Here is a 21,024-nt window from a genome sequence, read left to right on the forward strand (position 1 = left end):
TTTCGTCGTGACGAATGACGATGGAACGTAACCGTATCGTCGTCACGGCCTTCGCCGGAACGAGACCGTTTCGTCGTAACGACCCGCGTCGGAACGGCACCGTTTCGTCGCTACGCCCTATGCTGGACCGCATGACGACCAACGCCGACGCGCCGCAGACCCGTCCGCGCCGCCGTGCCCCGGCAGGGGCCGCCGTACTCCGCGAGGATGTGACGGAAGCCATTCGGGCGGCCGTCTTCGAGGAGCTCGCGGCCGTCGGATACGCGCGGATGTCGATCGAGGGCATCGCGCGCCGCGCGGGCGTCGGCAAGACCGCGGTCTATCGTCGCTGGCGGTCCAAGCTGCACCTGGTCCTCGATGTCGTCTCGGAGATCGCGGTGCTGGGCCTGCCGGTGCCGGACACGGGCTCGCTGGAGGACGACCTGCGGATGCTGTACGAGGTGACGTCCCGGGCGCTGCGGCACCCGGTGGCCTCGCAGATCATCCCGGACCTCCAGGCCGAGGCGGCCCGTAATCCCGAGATCGCCGAAGCCCTGCAGAACGCGTTGCAGAAGGGGCAGGAGGGTGTCGCCAGCAAGATCATCACGTCGGCGGAGCAGCGCGGTGAGCTCCGCTCCGGCTTCAACGACGAACTGGCCCTCGATCTGATCTCCGGCCCGCTGTACTGGCGCTCGGTGGTGATCCGCAGCCCGAAGCTGCCGAAGGGGTACCTCGCGGCGCTGGCCCGGGCGACGACGGAGGCACTGAAGGCGCTCTGAGCCTCAGTGGGCCGTCGGCCGGTCCAGGAGTTCGGGGCGAGTACGTGGACCCGGCGGCGGTTCTCCACGGGGCGATCAGTCCGTCCCGCCGGAGCGGCGACAGCGGTCGTTTGGCCGTGACGCGGGTGACGCGGCGAACGACCATCCGCGCAGGCTAATGCCCAGCCTCCACGGCGATCCGCGCGGGCCGGGGGCCGACGGCCACCAAGCCTCGGCCGGGGTGGGACGGCTCTGTGCCACGCCGGCCGTCCCCGCGCGGACCGGGTTCCAAGTCGGCGGGGCCGCGTCGGGTTGGACCAAGCAGCGGGTCGGGTGGTTTGGATGGCGTGACTGCCTGAGGTGCAGGAGGCGCCGCAGTGACCGGGCGGGGGCCGTGAAGCCTCGGGGCCGCCGAGCCCGCCCGAGCCGTCGGACACAGGCGAACCGCCGAGCCTGCCCGCCGCCGTGCCCCTACCCCCGACCCGCCTCCGGATGCAACCGCACCCACCCTTCCCACGCCGACACGATCATGTCCTGGACGTCGCGCTTCGCCTTCCAGGCCAGTTCTGTGGCGGCCAGGTCGGCGGAGGCGACGACGCGGGCCGGGTCGCCGGGGCGGCGGGGGGTGACTGTCGGGGGGCGGTTGTAACCGGTGAGGGCGTTGATGCGGTCGATCATCTCGCGGACGGAGACGCCCTCGCCGCGGCCGATGTTGACCGTGAGGTCGCGGCCGGGGGAGGACTGGAGGGCGCGGGCGGCCGACACGTGTGCCTCGGCCAGGTCGGCGACGTGGATGTAGTCGCGGACGCAGGTGCCGTCGGGGGTGTCGTAGTCGTCGCCGAAGATGCGTGGGGCGGCGTTCTCCGTGAGCTTCTCGAAGACCATCGGGATGAGGTTGTAGACGCCGGTGTCGGCCAGCTCGGGGCTCGCCGCGCCGGCCACGTTGAAGTAGCGCAGGCAGGCTGTGGAGATGCCCGTCGCGTGGCCCGTGGCGCGGACCAGCCACTCGCCGGCCAGCTTCGTCTCGCCGTACGGGGACATCGGCACACAGGGGGTTTCCTCGGTCACGAGCGGGACGTCCGGCATGCCGTACACCGCCGCGGAGGAGGAGAAGACGAAGGAGGGGACCCCGGCCGCCGTGACCGCTTCCAGGAGGACGCGCAGGCCCTCGACGTTCTCCCGGTAGTAGTGCAGCGGCCGGTCCACCGACTCGCCGACCTGCTTCTTCGCCGCCAGGTGGACCACGCCGGTGACCTCGTGGTCGGCCAGGGTGTGTGCGACCCGCTCGGCGTCCAGCGTGGAGCCCGTCACCAGGGGCACGTCGGCCGGCACGCGCGCGGCGATGCCGGTGGACAGGTCGTCGTACACGACCGCCTGTTCGCCCGCGTCGGTCATCGCCCTCACGACGTGCGCCCCGATGTAGCCGGCGCCGCCGGTGATCAGCCAGGTCATGTACGGCCGTCCCCTCGTCGGTTGACCCGTGTCGTTCGTCGGCCCTTGGCCGCGTATCAGTGAACCAGGCGGGCGGGACCCGCGGGTGCCACCGGGGTGGCGGCGCGTGAACCGGGTGACATGTGCGATTTCGGAGGTATAACCGTCGAGCGCCACACGCGCGTGAAGGAGAGCACGGCGGCCGCGCCCAGGAGGCCGTTGCGCACCAGCATCAGCGCGACGCCCGTCCAGGTGGCGTCCATGACCTCGTCGTAGAGGACCGGATAGACCAGGGTGCTCACCGCCGTCGCCGCCACGACCAGCGCGGCCACCGGGCGTTGGGTGGTGTGCCGGGAGGTCAGGCACACGGCGGCCAGGCCCAGCAGCCAGATCATGTACTGGGGGCTGATCACCCGGCTGGTGACGGTGAACAACAGCACGGCGCTGAGCGCTGTGTCATAGGGCGTGGCTTCACCCCAGAGCCGGGCCCGTACCCGCCACAGCAGCAGAAGGCCCAGGGACACGGCACTCAGCGCGAGCGAGACGTGCGCGACCGTCGGGACGTACGGTCCCGTGTACTCCAGCGCCCCGTACTGGTAGCGCACCTTCCCCGGCCAGCCGGCGTGCCGCGCCAGGGCGAGTGCCGTGCCGCCGAACGACTCGATCTGCACGCCCCTGCCGCCCTGTTGGCGCAGGAAGGCGAAGGGGTGGTCGAAGAGGGTGCAGAGGAGGGCCAGGGACGTCGTGCCCGTCACCGCGGCCGCGGTCCACGCCGATCTGGTCGCCCGGCCCTTCGGGAGGCCTGTCAGCAGCAGGACAGGCCACACCTTCACCAGGGCGCCGAGCGCGGCGAGCGTTCCGCACACACGCGTGGAGCGCGCGGAGGCCAGGAGGGAGAGCACCGCGAGGGCGGTGACCTGGACGTCGTAGCGGGCGAGCGGGAGGTGCAGGAGGAGCGGGAGGCCGCCGACCCAGACGGTGGCGCCGAGCAGGGTGCGGCCGGGGCGGCTGCCCGCGCGGGTGAGTGCCAGGGCGACCACCGCGTCGGCGGCGAGGGTGAGTGCGACGAAGGCCTGGAAGTACGTCAGGCCCGGCAGCAGCCCGGGGGAGAGCAGGAGCGGGCCGGCGCCCGGCGGGTACTGCCAGAGCGTGTCGTGCACGGGGAAGGCGCCGTGCGCGAGGACGCCGTACCAGTGGTGGTAGAGCTGCCACACCTCGCGTCCGACGACGTCCCACCCGCGATAGGTGAGCAGCCACAGCATCAGGGCGCGGGTGGCGAGCCAGGCGGCGGCGAGGGCGGCACGTGGATGTGTCATCAGGGCGGATCGTAGAGGGGTATATGCCGTGGAAGCCCTGAAGCAGCCCTAAAGCGGCGCTGGTTTTCGGTAAGCGTCAGTGGTTGCCCGCGGCTTCGATCCGCGCCGCCGTGTCCAGCATCGAGGTGAGCTGGTCCAGCCGGGCGCGCAGGTCGCGGATCTCGTCGACGTCGAAGCCGGTCGCGGCGGCGATGCGGCGGGGCACCTGAAGGGCGTTCTCCCGCAGTGCCGTCCCCTCGTCGGTCAGCCGCACCTCGACCGAGCGCTCGTCGCGGGTGCTGCGCTCGCGGCGGACCAGGCCGGCCGCCTCCAGCCGTTTGAGCAGGGGGGACAGGGTGCCGGAGTCGAGGCGCAGATGTTCGCCGAGCGTCTTCACCGGCAGATCGCCGTGCTCCCACAGGACGAGCATCACCAGGTACTGGGGGTAGGTGAGCCCCAGGTCCTTGAGGATCCCGCGGTAGACGCCGTTGAAGGCGCGGGACGCGGCGTGGAGGGAGAAGCAGATCTGCTGGTCGAGCCGGAGCCAGTCCGTCGCGGGCGTGGTCATGTCCCCAAGGGTAACTCTTACTCGCGATTTAGTTGTGCACAATTGAATTGTGTGCTCTACTTGTGGCAACGACAGGACTGACCCCAGCACCCCAGAGGGATGGATTTCCATGGACGCGCTCTACACCGCAGTCGCCACCGCCACCCACGGACGCGAGGGACGTGCCGTCACCAATGACGGCAAGATCGACGTGGCCCTCTCCATACCGGTGGAGATGGGCGGCAACGGAGAGGGCACTAACCCGGAGCAGCTGTTCGCCGCCGGTTACGCCGCCTGTTTCGGCAGTGCCCTCGGTGTCGTCGGCCGCCAGGCCAAGGTGGATGTCAGTGACGCCGCCGTCACCGCCGAGGTCGGCATAGGCAAGCAGGGCGAGGGCTTCGCTCTCAAGGTCGCCCTCCGCGTCGAGCTGCCCGACACCGTGGACGCCGAGACCGGCCGCAAGCTCGTCGAGTCGGCCCACCAGGTCTGCCCCTACTCCAACGCCACCCGCGGCAACATCGAGGTCGAGCTCGTCATCGAGTAGGTCCGGAAAGCCAACTCGGCAGTCCGAAAAGCCAACTCACTGCCCGCGCCCCTCTAAGGGCGCGGGCGTCCCGTTGGGCGCCACGTGGACGGCCGGGTCGGGGTGGGATGCGACGGGCTGGACGGCATGCGGGACCCCTAGAGGGTTTCGGTGATCGGCGTGTTCGTCGCGGGGCGGGGCACCGTCGGCAGCGGTGGCCGGTCGAGCGCAGCCGCCGCCGACGGCACCGGGTGACGCTCCGTCAGTGGCACCACCGGCGGCAACCCCGTCTCGCCCAGGACGACATGGCGTACGACCCGCTCCGCGGCGCGGCCGTCGTCGTACGGGCAGAAGCGCTCGCGGAACGCCGAGCGCAGCTGGGCGGAGCGGGAGCCGCGCCAGTGGCCGGTGGCGAAGATGTCGGTCAGTTCGTCCTCGCTGCGCGCGACCGCACCCGGCGCGAAGGACCGCAGGTCGAAGTAGGTGCCGCGGGCCGCCTCGTACGCCTCCCGGTCGTCGGCGTAGATCACGATCGGCCGGTCCAGGTTGGCGTAGTCGAACATCAGGGACGAGTAGTCGGTGACCAGGGCGTCCGACGCCAGGCACAGGGACTCGACGCTCGGATGGTCGGTGACGTCGATGACCCGGGCCGTCGCGGGGGAGGCCAGGGGGCCGCCGTACCGGTGGTGGGCGCGGGCCAGGACGACGAAGCGGGGGCCCAGACGGCGCAGGAAGCGGTCGAAGTCGAGCGTGGGGCGCTGGGTGCGGCGGTAGTCGCGGTGGGTGGGCGCGTACAGGATCGCGACCGTGCCCTCCGGGATGCCGAGGGACTCCCGCAGTCGCCGTACGTCCTCCGAAGTCGCCCGCTGGAACACGTCGTTGCGGGGGTAGCCGTAGGGGAGGACCGTGTAGTCGCCGGGGTAGACCCGCTCCCAGGTCAGGGTGGTGTGGCGGTTGGGGGACAGCAGGTAGTCCCACTGGTCGACACCGCTCAGCATCTGCTCGAAGTCCAAGTCCCGTGCCGCCGCCGGGCGTTCCTGGAGGTCCAGGCCCATGTGCTTGAGGGGCGTGCCGTGTTGGGTCTGGACGAGGACCTGGCCGGGGCGCTTGACCAGACGGCGGTCGAAGTCGGTGTTGTTCACGAGGTACTTGGAGCGGGCGAGCGCCGTCCAGTAGGCGGCCGTGCCCGGGCGCAGCCGGCGGGTCGCGGTCGGGACGGTGTGGTGGTGCTCGGGGTGGGCGATCCACGCGGTGCGGATGTGCGGGGCGAGGGTGCGGAACGCCTCCTCCAGCGCGCCCGGGTTGCAGCCGTGCCCGCGGCCCCCGTACGCGGCGAACGCGGCGCGGTCCTCACGCAGGGGGAGGCGGAGCTGGACGCGGTAGTGCAGCCGCAGCGCGGCTGTGTGTAGGGACTTCGCGAAGTGGACGACCGGCCTGGTGGTGCGGTGGCCGATCCGCTGGGCCAGTGCCATGAAACGGTGGGTGCGGTACAGCGCCAGCCGGATCACCGTGTGACGCAGCCGGGAGCGCACCGGGACCGGGTGGCCCGGGGTGCGGTGGGCGCGGTAGTGGTCGCGGGCCCGCCGCAGGAACTCGGCGCGGTTGCCGCGCGCGAGCCGGTCCGGCTCGGTGAACACCGTCCAGAGATGGTCGACCATCCGGCGGAACAACACCGGCCGCCACTGGGCGAGTTCGGGGCGCGAGTCGACGTACGCGAAGACCCTGTCGTACTGGTCGAAGACATCGAAGTGGCCGACCGCGCCGAGCATCCCGCGCCGCCGCCGCTGCCGGTGGTGGACGCAGACCCGGTCCAGGGTGGCGATCGACTCGGCGGTCATCAGGGCGGGGTGGGTCCAGGACGTGTCCGCGTAGTGGCCGGACGGGAAGGTGAGGCCCTCGCGTTCGACGAACTCCCTGCGGTGCGCCTTGTTCCAGGCCGCCGTCGGCGCCCGCAGCAGCCCCGGGCGGTCCTCCAGGCGGAACGGTGCCTGGCCCTGCTCGGTGAGCACTCCCGCCGAGGTGTCGCCGGCCGTCCCGCCCGACCAGTGGGCGAGCGCGTGACCGTAGACCAGGACGTCCGGCTCGCCCGTCTCCTTCAGCCGGTCGGCGATCGCCCGCAGCGCGTGCGGGGCGAGGGTGTCGTCGCCGTCGAGGAACACCAGGTAGTCGCCCGTCGCCTCGGCGATCCCCGCGTTGCGGGCGGGGCCGAGGCCCTGGTTCCGCGCCAGGTGGAGCACCCGGACACGCGGATCGCGGGCCGCGCACTCGTCGGCGATCGCCCCGCACGCGTCCGGGGAGCGGTCGTCGACCGCGATCAGCTCCAGATCCTCGTACGACTGTGACAGCACCGATTCCAGGCAGGCGGTCAGGTACGCCTGGACCTTGTACGCGGGGACGATGACACTGAACCTGGGCACGGCACATCCAAGGGTCGGCGCGGGCGGTCTGCCCGGGAACGCCCCAAGAAGGCGCTTGGTTACGTTCCGTACGGCATTCGGGCGAACGCGAAGAGGCGGGCCGGTGCCGGCCCGCCCCCTCAAGTCGGCTTCCGTGCGGGCTACTTGACCGCGCCCGCCATCACGCCGGACACGAACTGCCGCTGGAACGCGAAGAACACGATCAGCGGGATCACCATGGAGATGAAAGCGCCCGGGGCCAGGACGTCGACATTGTCGGCGAAGGCACGCATCTGGGTCTGCAGGGCGACCGTGATCGGCTGGCTGTCGGCGTCCGTGAACACCAGGGCGATCAGCATGTCGTTCCACACCCACAGGAACTGGAAGATGCCCAGGCTCGCGATCGCGGGCCCGCCGAGCGGCATCACCACCCGTGTGAACAGGCGCAGTTCACCCGCGCCGTCGAGCCTGGCCGCCTCCAGGAGTTCACGGGGGATCTCCGCGAAGAAGTTCCGCAGCAGGAACACCGCGAACGGCAGGCCGAAGCCCACATGGAAGAGGATCACCCCGAAGATGTTGCCGAACAGGCCGATCTTGCCGAAGAGTTCGGCGATCGGGATCAGCGCCACCTGCACCGGCACCACCAGCAGACCGACCACGCCCATGAACCACCAGTCGCGGCCCGGGAACTCCATCCACGCGAACGCGTAGCCCGCGAGCGCGCCGATGACGATAACGAGCAGCGTCGCCGGGACCGTGATCAGCACGGTGTTGACGATGGAGCTGGTGATGTCGCTGTTCTGGAGCAGCTTGTCGTAGCTGTCGAAGGTGAGCTGAGAGGGCTTGCTGAAGACCTTCCACCAGCCGCTCGCGGTGAGGTCCTCGGGGGTGCGCAACGAGGAGATCAGCAGCCCGATCGTCGGCACCAGCCAGAACAGACCGACGACCACGAGGAAAACGCTGATCACGCCGCCGCTGACCCGCTCGACGAGCCGTGAACCGAGCGACTGCTTCACCTTCGTCCCGTCGGCCGGTGCCGTCTCCGGAAACCTTTCGGCCTGCGTGGTCATCGCCGTACCTCCCGCCTGAGCCGACGAATGTTGAACCACATCACCGGGATCACCAGCAGCAGCAGGAACACCGAGATGGCGCTCGCGATGCCCGGCTGGTCCTCGGCGAAGCCCTTGCGGTACAGCTCAAGCGCGAGGACGTTCGCGTCGTCCTGCGAGGAGCCCGGGGCGATGATGAAGACCAGGTCGAAGATCTTCAGGACGTTGATCATCAGGGTCACGGCGACGACCGCGAGGACGGGCGCGAGGAGGGGCACCGTGACCCTGCGGAAGACCTGCCACTCGCTCGCGCCGTCGACCCGGGCCGCCTCCAGGAGTTCGCGGGGGATGCCCGCGAGCCCGGCCGCGATCAGCACCATCGCGAAACCGGCCCACATCCAGATGTACGACCCGATGATCGCCGGAGTCACCAGCGACGGGCCGAGCCAGTCGAGCCCGTTGTAGGCCTCCTTGAAGTTGCTCGCCGGGAGCCGCAGTCGGGCCCCGTCGGCCTTCTCGGAGAAGGAGAACGTGCCGTCGTCGCCGGCCTTCGCCGTCTCGACGACCTTGCCGTCCTTGACCGCCTCGATCTTCATGCCGGGGTAGCCGAGTTCGGACGGGTCGACCCCGCCGAGCTTGCCGACGCCCTTGCCGCGCGTGAAGTCCTGCCAGGTCGTCCCGGTGATCCGGCCCGGGTCCGCCTGCGGCGCCACGGCCTTCTTGGCGTCGCCCGGCATCTGGTCCGGGGCGACGCCCACCAGGGGCAGGGTGACCGTGCCCCCGGTGTGGACGGTCGCCTTGGTGACGAAACCGCCCCCTTGGGCCACCAGCGGCGAATCCCGGCCCGGGTGGGCCTTCGGGAATGCCGAGGCCTGCGCGAACGTGTCGTGCACGCCCACCCACACCGCGTTCGCGAACCCCTTGTCCGGGTCCTGGTCGTAGACCAGGCGGAAGATGATGCCCGCCGCCAGCATCGAGATCGCCATCGGCATGAAGACGACCAGCTTGAACGCCGTTCCCCAGCGCACCCGTTCGGTCAGCACCGCGAAGATCAGACCGAGCGCGGTGGCGATCGTCGGCGCGAACACCACCCAGATGATGTTGTTCTTCAGTGCCGTACGGATGCCGTCGTCGGTGAACAGCGCCTTGTAGTTGTCGATTCCGGCGAACCCGTCGCCGGACTGGTCGTAGAAGCTGCGGACCAGCGAGTACCCGATCGGGTAGACCACGAGCGCGCCCAGCAGCACGAGGGCGGGCAGCAGGAACAGCACTGCCACGGTCCTGCGTGTGCCGGTCACGCTCTTGCGCGACTTGGGAGCGGCAGGGGCCGGAGGGCCTCCTGCCGCCGTGGCCGACGTCATCGCGTCAGTTCCCGAAGGCGGCCGCCGCGTCGGCCTCCAGCTTGGCCTGCGTGCCCGCGATGTCCTTCGGGTTGGTCAGGAAGTCCTGGAGCGCCTTCCACTCACCCTTGCCGGGCGTGCCGCCGAAGGCCTGCGGGGCCTGGTCGGACATGTCGAAGCGGAAGTCGTCGCCCGAGTCGATCAGGGCCTTGGCGATCTTCTGCTGCACCGCGTTCGGATACGCCGAGAGCTCGACGCTCTTGTTCGGCGAGAGATAGCCGCCCAGCTTGGCCTGGATCGTCGCCGCGTCCGGGGAGGCCAGGAAGGTCGCAAGGGCCTGCGCCGCCTTGGAGTCCTTCAGGATCACGGCCGCGTCGCCGCCGGAGACCACGGGAGCGGTGTCACCGACCTTCGGGAACGGGAACACCTTCGCGTCGGTACCGACCTTCGCCTTGGCCGTCTGGATGTTGACCTGCGCGAAGTCGCCCTCGTAGACCATCGCCGCCTTGGGCTGGTCACCGCCGGTGAAGGTCTGGGTCACCGAGGCCGGGAAGTCCGTCTGCAGGGCGCCGGTCGCGATGTAGTCCTTCTTGCCCCAGACCTGGGCCAGCGTGGTCAGCGCGTCCTTCACGGACGGGTCCGTCCACTTGATCTCGTGCTTGGCCAGTTGGTCGTACTTCTCCGGGCCCGCCTGGGAGAGGTAGATGTTCTCGAACCAGTCCGTCAGGGTCCAGCCCTCGGCGCCGCCCACCGAGAACGGGGTCACGCCCGAGTCGTAGACCGTCTGCGCGGTGGTCAGCAGTTCGTCCCAGGTCTTCGGCTCGGTGGCGCCCGCGTTCTCGAAGACCTTGGCGTTGTACCAGATCAGGGACTTGTTGGCGGCCTTGTAGTAGACGCCGTACTGCTCGCCGCCCACCTTGCCGATGTCCTGCCAGCCCTGCGAGTAGTTCTTCGCGAGCTCGGCCTTGGCCTCCGCGCCAAGGGGCTTCGCCCACTTCTTGTCCACGGCCTGCTTGATCGCGCCGGGCTGCGGCAGCATCGCGATGTCCGGCGGCTGTCCGCCCGCGACCTTCGAGCCGAGGAAGTTGATGATCGGGTCCTGCGCGGGCACGAACGAGACCTTCGCGCCGGTGCGCTTCTCGAACTCCGCGAGGACCTTCTTGAAGTTGGCCTGCTCCGCGCCGCTCCAGACGGCGGCGACCTCCAGGCTCTCGCCGTTCAGCTTGGGAAGGGTGACGCTGGTGCCGGTCTCCTTGGCGCCCGTCGCGCCGGTGTCGCTGCTCTTGTCGTCGTCCCCGCCACAGGCGGTGAGCGAGAGGGCGAGGGCGGCCGCGAGGGCGGCGGCCGCGGTTTTCGCTGCCCTGGGCTTTCGGTTTGTGCTGCTCATGCTGCGCATCACGTCCCCGTTCCTCGTTCCTCGTCGAACGTTGAGGGTGTCCCGTGCGAACTGGTCTACGCCGGGAGAACGGGGTCGGCAAGAGCGCGTCGGCTGTCAAGCGGACGATCGTTGCTGCCTCGTGACCAGTACGGGCGCGTTGTGGCACGCCGCTGAAGAGATGCGGCCCCGTTGGGCTAAAGCAGCGACGGCACCTCTGTCGCTGCGACTTCCCTCGCAGCCCGTTCCAATGCGCTGGCCAGCAGGGCCAGGTCCGTCGGGCCGTTGCCCAGTTCCCGGACCGGGCGGCGGGTCGGGGGATCGCCCATGCGTTCCCATTCCAGCGGGACGACCGTGGGACGCAGGGTCGCCGTACGGGGGATGCGGCCGGTGACCCGGCCGGCCTGGAAGGCGGTCACCCGGCCGTCCGACCAGGTCAGACGGCCTCGGCCGGGGGCCGGTTCGTCCGGGCCCGCGGCCGGGGTGTCCAGGGTGACGCGGAGGGTGGCCCGGCGGGCCGGTTCCGACTCCGCCGTACGGCCGCCCGGACCGGCCGCGGCCACCAGGTGGACGCCCAGACGCTCGCCCTCCCGGGCCACCGCCTCCAGCGCGCGTATGACCGAGCCGGCGGCCGGTCTGCCCGGGGAGCCGAGGGGCGGGGAGACCAGGGCGTCCAGGTCGTCCACGATCACGACGAGGCGGGGGAGCGGGGGCGCCGTCTCCGTCTGCCGGCGGGCCGCGGCGGGGCGCAGCCGGATCGTGGAGCTGGGCGGGGAGTCCAGGTCTGCGTCTGCCGGGTCGGCGCCGTGGCTGCCCGCGGGCGTGCCCGACGTGCCTCGGGGCGCCGCCGTGCGCTGCCTGACCATACGGCCCGACAGCTCCCGTCCGGTGTGCCACTCCGCGAAGTCGGAGCGGCCGAGCAGCTCCGCGCGCCGCTTCAGCTCGGCGCTCAGGGACTGGGCGAACTCCCGCATCCGTACCGGGTCGTTGGCGGTGAGGTGGGTGGTCACATGCGGTACGTCGGTGCACACGCGCAGGCCCTCGCCGTGGCCGCCGCCGCCGACGCTGTCCCGGCCGTCCACCAGGACGACGCTGAGGCGGTCGGGACGCTCGGCCGCGGCCAGCGAGGCGACCACGGCCCGCAGCAGTTCCGTACGGCCGCTGCCCGGCGGGCCCTCGATCAGCAGATGCGGGCCCTCGGCGACCAGGTCGGCGCAGACCGGGCCGCGCGGACCCGCCCCGAGCACCGCCCAGGCCCGTCCACCGAGGGACTCCTGGTCGTCCGCCGCGTCCGCCCAGCGCGTCATCAGCGACGGCGGGGTGGCCCTCGCCAGCCCCAGTTCGTCCAGCAGCCGCGCCGCCTGGGGCAACGGCGAGGACACGCGCGCGTGCCGCCCGCCGACGGCCCCGTCCGTCCGCAAGGGCGCCAGCGCCCGCGCGAACCGCTCCGCCCAGGCGGCGGAGACGGCGTCCACGGCGGCGACCGTGCCGTGGCCCACGGGGGTGGGCCGGCCGGTCTCGGTGGTGGGGTGGAGGGCGTGAGCGTCCGCCGGATCTGTGTGCGCCGCGTCAGTCGCGGGGCGGGGGGCTTTCACGTCAGGTCCGCTCCCGAAGGGCCCGGCTTCCTTGCCCGCACCCGTCGGCCCGCTGTCACCCGCGCCCGCCGGCCCGCTGCCACCCGCGCCCGCCGGACTGCCCGCGCCCGCCGGAATTCCCGCCCGTGCCACCCGCATCAGCCGCAACGCGGTCGCCACGTCCCCGCTGAGCAGGCCGACCGCGCCGCACTCGCGGAACGTCGGGGCCGCCGCGCACGCGGCCTCGTAGGTGTCCGTCACCGGGGACGCGGGGGAGGCCGGGGCCGTCTCGGCCAGGCACACCACATGGATGCCGGCCTGGGGGCCCTCCGCGGCGAGTCGGGCCACCGCCTTGCGCAGGTCGGCGCCGCCGGGATCGCCGTCCACGACGACCACGGTGTACGGCCCGGGGAAACCGCCGCGCGATTCGTCCTCCGCGTCGTCCCGGGCCCAGGAGGGCCGTCGGGGGCTCTTCGGGCGGTCCGGCGAGGTGGCCGAACGGGCCGCCGGGATCGCCCTGCCGGCCGGGGCCGTCTGCGCGTCGGTCAGGTGGTCGTCCAGGCGCCGGAGGAGTTCGTCGGTGCGGGCCGCGGCCTGTTCGCGGTCGTGGGCCAGGAGCAGGCGGCAGTCCTGGCCGTGTCCCGGGCGGACATGGGGCAGCCAGCCGAGCCACGACCACTCGGCGGTGCGCTCCTTCGCGGGCCGGGAGCGGTCCGCGCTGATCAGGACGATCTCCAGGGTCTCGGGCGCGTGCAGGGCGGCGAGCTGCGCCAGCACCGCGCGGGCCAGCCCGGCCAGCCGCGCGCGCGGACCGGCGAGCCCGAGCGCCCCGGCCTCGCGCAGATCCGCGGTGACCGGAACGGCCGGCAACAGCCCCGACCCGTCGGGCGCCGCCCGGTCGGCGGTGCCGAGCCGCACGGTGAGGGCCTCCGGATGCCCCGGCCCGCGCTCCCACAGGCGGGCACCCGGGCCCAGCGCCGTCAGCAGCAGGGCCGCCGGGTCCGGCCAGACCTCGGGCACCTGGGCCGCCGCGGCCGACGGGACCGCGGCAGCGGGCGCCGGCCTCTCGTCGTAGGGCTCGCGCCCGGCCGCCTCCTGCTCACCCCGGCCACCGGTCAGGCGCCGGGCCCACGCGGAGAGCCCGCCACGCCGCCGCACACCCTGGGGTACGTCGGTCCCGCGCAGGGGGGTGCCTTTGCGGCCGCCGGTTCCCTGGGCGTCGGAGTCGGTGGGAGCGGGCGGTACGGCCCGGGGCGGCGAGGGGGTGTCGGCGGTGCGAGGCGCGTCGAAGGAACCGACCCCGAACGGGCCGGCGTGGGTGTCCCCGCCGGAGCCGGAGCCGGGGCTTGCGCCTGTGCCGCGGCCGCTGTCCGCACGCCTGCCGCCGGTGTCGCCACCGGCCCCCCGGGTCTCGATCCGCGGTGCGCCGCCCTGCCCCGGTACGACGACCGGCGGTTCGACAGGGTCGTGGCCCTGCGCCCCCATTCCGGCGGGAGCCCCGCCGGACGCGCCCCAGCCGGCGGAACCGTAGGTGTGGTGGGTCCGGTCGGTGGGCTGCCGGGCCTGGGTGCCGCCGCCGTCACGGTCCACGCGCGCGCGTGCCGAACCGTCGGCCGCGTCCGAGGCGGGGCCGGTGCCCGAGCCCGACGCGGCTTTGCCGACCTCGACACCTGCGGCACGCCCCGAGACCCTGCGCCCGCGGCTCGCGCCCGGCACATGCGCGGTGTCGCCGGGCTCGCCTCTGCCGCCCGACTGCTCGCCGCCAGGCGCGTACGCGGCCCCTCCGCGCTCCCTCGCGCTTCCCTGCGCCATGCGTCCCGGACGCCCCGGCCCTTCGCCGCCCGACGCATACGCGGCGGCACCGGTCTCCGCCGAGCCTCCCGGCGCCACGCGCCCCGGGCCGACACCGCCCGGCGTCACGCCCTCCGGGCCCGCGTCCGGCAGGGACGAGGCATCCCCGGGCGCCACCCGCACATGCCCCTCCCCGTCCGGTTCCGTCCCCAGCCGCCGGCCGCCGCTCGGGGCCAGCCGGAGGACCGACTCGCCGATCCTCAGGAGCGCCCCCGGAGGGAACCGCACCGGCCGGGTGCCGACCCGAGTGCCGTCCAGCGTCGTGCCGTTCGTGGAGTCGAGGTCGGCGACCGAGACGCGGCCGTCGGCGCCGACCGTGACCGCGCAGTGCAGCCGGGAGACGTCGGGGTCGTCCAGGGGGACGTCGGCGTCGGCGGAGCGGCCGATGTGGATCTGGCCGCCGTGCAACAGGTGGACGCCGCCGGCGTCGGGTCCCGCGACCACATGGAGCTGGGTGGGGGCCTCGTCGAGCTCGGGGTGCGGTTCGGGGGCCGCCGGGGCCCCCAGGGACAGGATCGCGCCGTCGACCAGCGGGGGCTCGCCCAAGGTGGAGCGCTGGGTGTCGAGCCGCTCCCCGTCCGCGTACAGCACGACCGCGCCGCCGCCGCGCTCGGTCTCGCCCGCGCGGGAGCCGCCCCCCTCACCGGCGACCGCCGAGGCGAGGGCCGTCGCCACCGCGGCCAGCGCTGTGCCGACGGGAGCTGTGACCAGCACGTCGCAGCTCGCGGCGCGGCCCGGGGCCCGGTCGGGCGGGCCCAGCGGGTCTACGACGGTCAGCCGGATCTGCATCGCCGTCAGCGGTCCCTTCTGCGCGGACGAGTTCGCGGAAAAGCACGCGCCCAAGTTCGTCGGCCTTGACGGTAGGCATCCTCGCACCTGCCACTGACAACGCGCCCGCCGCCCGAGGGCAAGTGATCTTGATTGGTCAGCTCTGCCCCCAAAAGTGCCTGACCAGTGCAGCGCCGACGATCACTTGAGATCGGTCACGTCAACCTCCGGCAACCGGAAGACCCGGGCGGAGCGTCTTTCCTTCGAACATGCTTGGCAACGCTTACGTAGTGCCTGGAGGAGCGGCACTACAGTGGGTCGGAACGACAGCAAGCAGCAGGGAGTGCAGACGTGCGGCCGGTAGGCAGCAAGTACTTCCTCGAGGAGCCGCTCGGACGCGGTGCCACGGGGACCGTGTGGCGGGCCCGCCAGCGGGAGACCGCGGGCGCCGAGGCCGCCGTACCGGGACAGCCCGGCGAGACCGTCGCGATCAAGGTCCTCAAGGAGGAGCTCGCGAGCGACCCGGACATCGTGATGCGGTTCCTGCGCGAGCGGTCCGTGCTCCTCAGGCTGACCCATCCGAACATCGTGCGGGTGCGTGACCTGGTCGTCGAGGGCGATCTGCTCGCCCTGGTCATGGACCTCGTCGAGGGTCCCGACCTGCACCGCTACCTGCGCGAGAACGGCCCCTTCAGCCCGGTCGGCGCCGCCCTGATCACCGCCCAGATCGCCGACGCGCTCGCCGCCAGCCACGCCGACGGGGTGGTCCACCGCGACCTCAAGCCGGCCAACGTGCTGCTGCGGCAGTACGGCGGCCAGATGCACCCGCTCCTGACCGACTTCGGCATCGCGCGTCTCGCGGACTCCCCGGGCCTGACCCGGACCCAGGAATTCGTCGGCACGCCCGCGTACGTCGCTCCCGAGTCCGCCGAGGGCCGCCCGCAGACCTCCGCCGTGGACATCTACGGCGCCGGCATCCTGCTGTACGAGCTGGTCACCGGCCGACCGCCGTTCGCCGGCGGTTCCGCGCTCGAAGTCCTGCACCAGCACCTGAGCGCCGAACCGCGCCGCCCCTCCACGGTCCCCGACCCGCTGTGGACGGTCATAGAGCGCTGCCTGAGCAAGAACCCGGACCGGCGCCCCAGCGCCGAGAACCTCGCGCGCGGGCTGCGTGTCGTCGCCGAGGGCATCGGTGTGCACGCGAGTTCCGCGCAGATCGCCGCGGCGGAGAACGTCGGCGCGCTACTGCTGCCCGACCCGGCCCCGGCGGCCGTCCCGGACGCGCCCGGTGCCGCCGACCCGACGCAGGTGCTGCCGCACGGCGCGGGCGCCGCGGGCGCCTTCGACCCGAACGCCGCGACGAGCTTCCTCCCGCACACCGGCCCCGGCAGCCCCGTCGGCGCCGCCGACCCCACCGCCGTACTCCCGACGAACCGCGGCGCGGCCGACCCGACGGCCGTCATGCCGCCGATGCCGCCCGGGCAGCCGGGGCAGGGGCAGTACGGGCAGCAGGGCCAGCCCGGCCAGCACGGGCAGCAGCCCGGCGGGCCCGAGGACCCGCACCCCTGGCAGAACCAGCTGCGCGCGGCCCGGGACCGCAACGAACAGACGCAGGTCCAGTACCTCGACCCCAACGAGGACCCGCTGCGCCGCCGCCCCCAGCGGCAGGTCGCAAGGCCGCAGCAGCAGCGGCCCCAACAGCAGCAGCCTCAGCAGCAGCGGCCCCAACAGCGTCCGCCGCAGGGCGGTTACGGCCGTCAGCAGCAGCCCCAGCCGCAGCGGTACGCGCCCCCGCAGGAGCCCCAGAGGCCCGCGCGCGAGCCCCGGCAGCCGCGGCAGCGCAGCGCCAACCCGATGAAGATCCCCGGGCTCGGCTGCCTCAAGGGCTGTCTGTTCACGATCGTCATCCTGTTCGTCGCGAGCTGGCTGATCTGGGAGCTGAGCCCGCTCCAGGACTGGATCGGCACCGGCAAGAGCTACTGGCAGCAACTCGGCGACATGATCGACACGGTGAGCGGGTGGATCAGTGATCTGGGCGGTAACTCCTCGGGGCAGTAGCGACTCTGGGGATTTGTCGACACCCGGCGGGTGATTTCCGTCTCCGTGGTGAAGGTTGGCTCTTCCGACGCGTAGTTTTATCGGCTGGGGGTCTGGGGGTCGTCCCCCAGATGGCGCAGCATCGGCACACGCGTCTGTAGGAGCAGTCTTGGCACGGAAGATCGGCAGCCGGTACACCGCCAACCAGATCCTGGGGCGGGGCAGCGCCGGCACGGTGTGGCTGGGTGAGGGTCCCGAGGGGCCCGTCGCCGTCAAGCTGCTGCGTGAGGACCTCGCGTCCGACCAGGAGCTCGTCGGGCGCTTCGTGCAGGAGCGGACGGCGCTGCTCGGCCTGGAGCACCCCCACGTGGTCTCCGTTCGCGACCTCGTGGTCGACGGCAACGACCTCGCGCTCGTCATGGACCTGGTCCGGGGCACCGATCTGCGCACCCGGCTCGACCGGGAGAAGCGGCTCGCGCCCGAGGCGGCGGCGGCGATCGTGGCGGACGTCGCGGACGGGCTGGCCGCGGCGCACGCGAAGGGGGTCGTGCACCGGGACGTGAAGCCGGAGAACATCCTGCTGGACATGCAGGGGCCACTGGGGCCCGGTGGGTCCCATCCGGCACTGCTGACCGACTTCGGTGTGGCCAAGCTCATCGACTCGCCGCGGCGGACCAAGGCCACGAAGATCATCGGGACGCCGGACTATCTGGCGCCCGAGATCGTCGAGGGGCTGCCGCCGCGCGCGTCCGTGGACATCTACGCCCTCGCGACCGTGCTGTACGAACTGCTGGCCGGGTTCACGCCGTTCGGGGGCGGACATCCGGGGGCGGTGCTGCGCCGGCATGTGACGGAGACGGTGGTGCCGCTGCCGGGCATCCCCGACGAGCTGTGGCAGCTGATCGTGCAGTGTCTGGCGAAGGCGCCGGCGTCCCGGTTGCGCGCCTCCGAGCTGGGCGCGCGGTTGCGGGAGCTGTTGCCGTTGCTGGCCGGGATGCCGCCGTTGGACGTGGACGAGCCGGATGCGGAGCCGGCGGAGGAGCAGGGCGCGGAGGACGCGGCCGCGGACGCCTCCGCGGAGCCCGTTGCCTCCGGGCGGCCGGTGCGGCGGGGAGCTGTGCCGTTGGTGCCGGGGGCCAAGCCCGCCGACTCCAATCGGGACACGCATACGTCGATGAGGGTGCCGGGGCCGGACGAGCTGGCCGGGGGTGCGCGGGGGACTGCTCGGGTGCCTCGGCCCGCCGGGGCGCCTCGGCCGGGGTCCGCCCGGCATCGGGCTACCACGCGGCGGCGTCGGCTGGTGGTGGGGGTGGCGGCGGTTCTGCTGGTCGCCGCGGCGGGGGCCGGGGTGTGGGCGGCGACGTCGGGGGACGATGCGGGGGCGTCTCCTCAGGACACGAAGAATTCGGCGCCGGTTTCGCCGTGAGGCGGGGTGGGTGGGGGTGACCGCCCGGGTGTTTCGCCCCCGCCGCCCCTACCCGTCCCGTTCCCAGGGGGTGCTGCCCCCTTCGACCCCCGCTCCTCAAACGCCGGAGGGGCTGAACGGATCACGTGGCCTGGCGGGCGAGCTCGGTTGCCACAGCCGTTAGGCTGGAGGGCGTGGCAGTCGTCGATGTATCCGAAGAGCTCAAGTCCCTCTCCTCGACCATGGAGTCGATCGAGGCCGTTCTGGACCTCGACAAGCTGAGGGCAGACATCGCCGTGCTCGAGGAGCAGGCGGCCGCGCCGTCCCTGTGGGACAACCCGGACGAGGCGCAGAAGATCACCAGCAAGCTGTCCCACCTCCAGGCGGAGGTGCGCAAGGCCGAGGCTCTGCGCGGGCGGATCGACGATCTCGCCGTGCTCTTCGAGATGGCCGAGGAGGAGGACGACCCGGACACCCGTACCGAGGCCGAGTCCGAACTCACCGCCGTCAAGAAGGCGCTCGACGAGATGGAGGTGCGGACCCTCCTGTCCGGCGAGTACGACTCCCGTGAGGCGCTGGTCAACATCCGTGCCGAGGCCGGTGGCGTCGACGCCGCCGACTTCGCGGAGAAGCTGCAGCGGATGTACCTGCGCTGGGCGGAGCAGAAGGGCTACAAGACCGAGCTCATCGAGACGTCGTACGCCGAAGAGGCCGGCATCAAGTCGACCACCTTCGCCGTGCAGGCGCCGTACGCCTACGGGACGCTCTCCGTCGAGCAGGGCACCCACCGGCTCGTCCGGATCTCGCCGTTCGACAACCAGGGCCGCCGTCAGACCTCCTTCGCGGGTGTCGAGATCCTGCCCGTGGTCGAGCAGACCGACCACATCGAGATCGACGAGTCCGAGTTGCGCGTGGACGTGTACCGCTCGTCCGGGCCCGGCGGACAGGGTGTCAACACCACCGACTCCGCGGTGCGGTTGACCCACCTCCCCACCGGCATCGTCGTCTCCTGTCAGAACGAGCGGTCGCAGATCCAGAACAAGGCGACCGCGATGAACGTCCTCCAGGCGAAGCTGCTGGAGCGGCAGCGCCAGGAGGAGCGGGCCAAGATGGACGCCCTCAAGGACGGCGGCAGCTCCTGGGGCAACCAGATGCGTTCGTACGTCCTGCACCCGTACCAGATGGTCAAGGACCTGCGCACCGAGTTCGAGGTCGGCAACCCCGAGGCTGTGTTCAACGGCGAGATCGACGGCTTCATCGAAGCCGGAATTCGCTGGCGCAAGCAGCAGGAGAAGTAACTTTGTCGACTTGACAACCCCTTCGCAACTGCCGCCCTCGGGCGGCAGTTTGCTTTATGTCTGGGTTTTACATCACACTCACAGACCGCTTTCCCCGGCAAAGAGCGCCAACCCGGACATCGCGCCCGCAACGCCCTTGACGATGCTTTGAAAAATGGGAAAGGTAAAGCGCGGCATGCGTATCTCTGGGGCGCATGTGAACCGGGGGATTTGAGTACAGCTACCTTCCTCCGTCGATCACGGCCCCGAGCGCCGCCTCATTGACGATGAGCTACTGGGGGTAGCAACCACATGACGAAGAAGACGCGGATCCGGATCGCGCGCATAGCCGCCGGTGCCGTGATCGCGGCCGGTGCCTCGCTGACCGCTGCCGGCGCCGCTTCCGCGCTGGAGATCGGTGTGAGCGTCGGCGAGAGCGGGGTCGGCGTGAACGTCGACACCGGCCTCGGTGACGACGACCCGGGCAACCCCGGCGACCCCGGTGACCCGGGCAACCCCGGTGACCCGGGCGGCGGCATCCCGACCGAGCCCAACGAGCCCACCGACCCGGGGACCCCGACCGACCCCGGCATCCCGACCGACCCGGAGACGCCGCCGGTCACCGAGGAGCCGACGGACCCGGAGGAGCCTCCCACCCAGGAGCCCACCGAGCCCGAGGACCCGACCGACCCGGGCACCGGGAACGGGAATGGCAACGGCAACGGGAATGGCAACGGGAACGGCAACGCCGGGGGCGGCAACAGCAACACCAGCCCCGACGGCGGCTCCAACACCTCCACCCAGGAGGAGGGCTCCTCGGCCCTCACCGAGAGCGGCGCGGACACCACGTCCGACACCGCCGCCCAGGGCACGGGTGGCGCGCAGCTCGCCGAGACCGGTGCCGGGCAGACCGCCTTCCTGGTGATCGGTGCCGCGACGATGATCGCCGGTGGCATCGGCTTCCGTATCCTGCCGCGCCTCGCGGGCGGCCGTGGTGGCGCTGCCGCCTAGGTGACTCCCGGTAGTCGCACATCTGCTTAACGTGCGCATGCCGTACGGCGAAGGGCCCGGAGCGGGTTCGCTCCGGGCCCTTCCTGTGTCCTTGGGGTGCTCGCAGGGGCCCTCGCGGCCCTCGCGGCCCTCGGGGTGCCGCCTACGCGGTCTGGTGCGCCAGCAGAGCCACCGCCGCGATCAGGACGGCGAGCAGGGCGATCAGGGTCATCGGGTTCAGGCCCGCGAAGAGGTTCTCCTGCTGCAGGCGCTGGCGGTTCGCGCGGCACACGGGGCACCGGCCCTCGCTCACGGGCGCCGCACAGTTTGCGCACACCAGGCGGTCGTACGTCATGCGCGTCACCCTTCTTGCCGACGGTTCCGTACTGGAGAACGCTCCCGGACAGCAGAACGTTCCCTTCCCTACTG

Annotated in this window: 15 protein-coding genes; 6 read left to right on the forward strand and 9 right to left on the reverse strand. The window is 72.0% G+C overall.

Features of this window, described 5'->3' with window-relative positions:
* Positions 1-131 precede the first annotated feature (131 nt).
* Positions 132-758 (forward strand): TetR/AcrR family transcriptional regulator, encoded by a 627-nt coding sequence (locus AB0D34_RS40740; protein ID WP_362671632.1) that lies wholly within the window; start codon positions 132-134, stop codon positions 756-758.
* A 450-nt stretch (positions 759-1,208) separates the two neighbouring features.
* Here AB0D34_RS40740 and galE read toward each other — a convergent pair whose 3' ends face one another.
* The 3 genes from galE to AB0D34_RS40755 form a co-directional block, all read right to left on the reverse strand.
* Positions 1,209-2,189, reverse strand: a complete 981-nt coding sequence (gene galE, locus AB0D34_RS40745; RefSeq protein WP_362671634.1) for a UDP-glucose 4-epimerase GalE — start codon at positions 2,187-2,189, stop codon at positions 1,209-1,211.
* A gap of 56 nt (positions 2,190-2,245) precedes the next feature.
* On the reverse strand, positions 2,246-3,484 hold the full coding sequence (locus AB0D34_RS40750; protein ID WP_362671637.1) for a glycosyltransferase 87 family protein: 1,239 nt from the start codon (positions 3,482-3,484) through the stop codon (positions 2,246-2,248).
* Between the two features lie 76 nt (positions 3,485-3,560).
* Entirely contained in the window at positions 3,561-4,031 is a 471-nt protein-coding gene (locus AB0D34_RS40755; protein ID WP_362671639.1) for a MarR family transcriptional regulator, read from the reverse strand.
* A 109-nt stretch (positions 4,032-4,140) separates the two neighbouring features.
* Here AB0D34_RS40755 and AB0D34_RS40760 point away from each other — a divergent pair, with 109 nt between their 5' ends.
* Positions 4,141-4,554 carry an organic hydroperoxide resistance protein gene (locus AB0D34_RS40760; RefSeq protein WP_362671641.1) on the forward strand — a complete coding sequence of 138 codons (414 nt, stop codon included), beginning with the start codon at positions 4,141-4,143 and terminating at the stop codon, positions 4,552-4,554.
* A 137-nt stretch (positions 4,555-4,691) separates the two neighbouring features.
* Here AB0D34_RS40760 and AB0D34_RS40765 read toward each other — a convergent pair whose 3' ends face one another.
* The 5 genes from AB0D34_RS40765 to AB0D34_RS40785 all read right to left on the reverse strand — a co-directional run bounded on the left by AB0D34_RS40765 (position 4,692) and on the right by AB0D34_RS40785 (position 14,907).
* Positions 4,692-6,950, reverse strand: a complete 2,259-nt coding sequence (locus AB0D34_RS40765) for a CDP-glycerol glycerophosphotransferase family protein (protein WP_362671644.1) — start codon at positions 6,948-6,950, stop codon at positions 4,692-4,694.
* A 140-nt stretch (positions 6,951-7,090) separates the two neighbouring features.
* The gene (locus tag AB0D34_RS40770; RefSeq protein ID WP_362671646.1) at positions 7,091-7,999 is read right to left on the reverse strand and encodes a carbohydrate ABC transporter permease; all 909 of its coding nucleotides are present in this window, start codon (positions 7,997-7,999) and stop codon (positions 7,091-7,093) included.
* On the reverse strand, positions 7,996-9,339 hold the full coding sequence (locus AB0D34_RS40775) for a sugar ABC transporter permease (RefSeq protein WP_362671649.1): 1,344 nt from the start codon (positions 9,337-9,339) through the stop codon (positions 7,996-7,998). The genes AB0D34_RS40770 and AB0D34_RS40775 overlap by 4 nt, the downstream gene beginning before the upstream one ends.
* Positions 9,340-9,343: 4 nt before the next feature.
* Complete coding sequence (locus tag AB0D34_RS40780; RefSeq protein ID WP_362671651.1) at positions 9,344-10,714, reverse strand: extracellular solute-binding protein; 1,371 nt, start codon at positions 10,712-10,714, stop codon at positions 9,344-9,346.
* Between the two features lie 176 nt (positions 10,715-10,890).
* Positions 10,891-14,907: an FHA domain-containing protein gene (locus AB0D34_RS40785; RefSeq protein WP_362671653.1), complete on the reverse strand. Its 4,017-nt coding sequence runs from the start codon at positions 14,905-14,907 to the stop codon at positions 10,891-10,893.
* A gap of 330 nt (positions 14,908-15,237) precedes the next feature.
* Here AB0D34_RS40785 and AB0D34_RS40790 point away from each other — a divergent pair, with 330 nt between their 5' ends.
* From AB0D34_RS40790 to AB0D34_RS40805, 4 genes are all read left to right on the forward strand, one after another.
* Positions 15,238-16,944 carry a serine/threonine-protein kinase gene (locus tag AB0D34_RS40790; protein WP_362671655.1) on the forward strand — a complete coding sequence of 569 codons (1,707 nt, stop codon included), beginning with the start codon at positions 15,238-15,240 and terminating at the stop codon, positions 16,942-16,944.
* Between the two features lie 148 nt (positions 16,945-17,092).
* Entirely contained in the window at positions 17,093-18,349 is a 1,257-nt protein-coding gene (locus AB0D34_RS40795; protein ID WP_362671658.1) for a serine/threonine-protein kinase, read from the forward strand.
* Positions 18,350-18,522: 173 nt separating this feature from the next.
* Complete coding sequence (gene prfB / locus AB0D34_RS40800; protein ID WP_362671661.1) at positions 18,523-19,626, forward strand: peptide chain release factor 2; 1,104 nt, start codon at positions 18,523-18,525, stop codon at positions 19,624-19,626.
* A gap of 291 nt (positions 19,627-19,917) precedes the next feature.
* Complete coding sequence (locus tag AB0D34_RS40805; RefSeq protein ID WP_362671664.1) at positions 19,918-20,616, forward strand: hypothetical protein; 699 nt, start codon at positions 19,918-19,920, stop codon at positions 20,614-20,616.
* Between the two features lie 142 nt (positions 20,617-20,758).
* Here AB0D34_RS40805 and AB0D34_RS40810 read toward each other — a convergent pair whose 3' ends face one another.
* Positions 20,759-20,950, reverse strand: coding sequence for a hypothetical protein (locus AB0D34_RS40810; RefSeq protein WP_362671666.1), 192 nt, complete (start codon positions 20,948-20,950; stop codon positions 20,759-20,761).
* Positions 20,951-21,024 lie beyond the last annotated feature (74 nt).

The organism is Streptomyces sp. NPDC048420 (genome assembly GCF_040651535.1).
Taxonomy (GTDB): Bacteria; Actinomycetota; Actinomycetes; order Streptomycetales; family Streptomycetaceae; genus Streptomyces.

Excerpts from the sequence above, each read along its gene's own strand:
- AB0D34_RS40750 (WP_362671637.1), bottom strand. The coding sequence starts at position 3,484 with ATGACACATCCACGTGCCGCCCTCGCCGCCGCCTGGCTCGCCACCCGC.
- AB0D34_RS40810 (WP_362671666.1), bottom strand. The coding sequence starts at position 20,950 with ATGACGTACGACCGCCTGGTGTGCGCAAACTGTGCGGCGCCCGTGAGC.
- AB0D34_RS40805 (WP_362671664.1), top strand. The coding sequence starts at position 19,918 with ATGACGAAGAAGACGCGGATCCGGATCGCGCGCATAGCCGCCGGTGCC.
- AB0D34_RS40760 (WP_362671641.1), top strand. The coding sequence starts at position 4,141 with ATGGACGCGCTCTACACCGCAGTCGCCACCGCCACCCACGGACGCGAG.
- AB0D34_RS40740 (WP_362671632.1), top strand. The coding sequence starts at position 132 with ATGACGACCAACGCCGACGCGCCGCAGACCCGTCCGCGCCGCCGTGCC.
- AB0D34_RS40780 (WP_362671651.1), bottom strand. The coding sequence starts at position 10,714 with ATGCGCAGCATGAGCAGCACAAACCGAAAGCCCAGGGCAGCGAAAACC.
- AB0D34_RS40770 (WP_362671646.1), bottom strand. The coding sequence starts at position 7,999 with ATGACCACGCAGGCCGAAAGGTTTCCGGAGACGGCACCGGCCGACGGG.
- AB0D34_RS40785 (WP_362671653.1), bottom strand. The coding sequence starts at position 14,907 with ATGCAGATCCGGCTGACCGTCGTAGACCCGCTGGGCCCGCCCGACCGG.
- AB0D34_RS40775 (WP_362671649.1), bottom strand. The coding sequence starts at position 9,339 with ATGACGTCGGCCACGGCGGCAGGAGGCCCTCCGGCCCCTGCCGCTCCC.
- AB0D34_RS40755 (WP_362671639.1), bottom strand. The coding sequence starts at position 4,031 with ATGACCACGCCCGCGACGGACTGGCTCCGGCTCGACCAGCAGATCTGC.
- galE (WP_362671634.1), bottom strand. The coding sequence starts at position 2,189 with ATGACCTGGCTGATCACCGGCGGCGCCGGCTACATCGGGGCGCACGTC.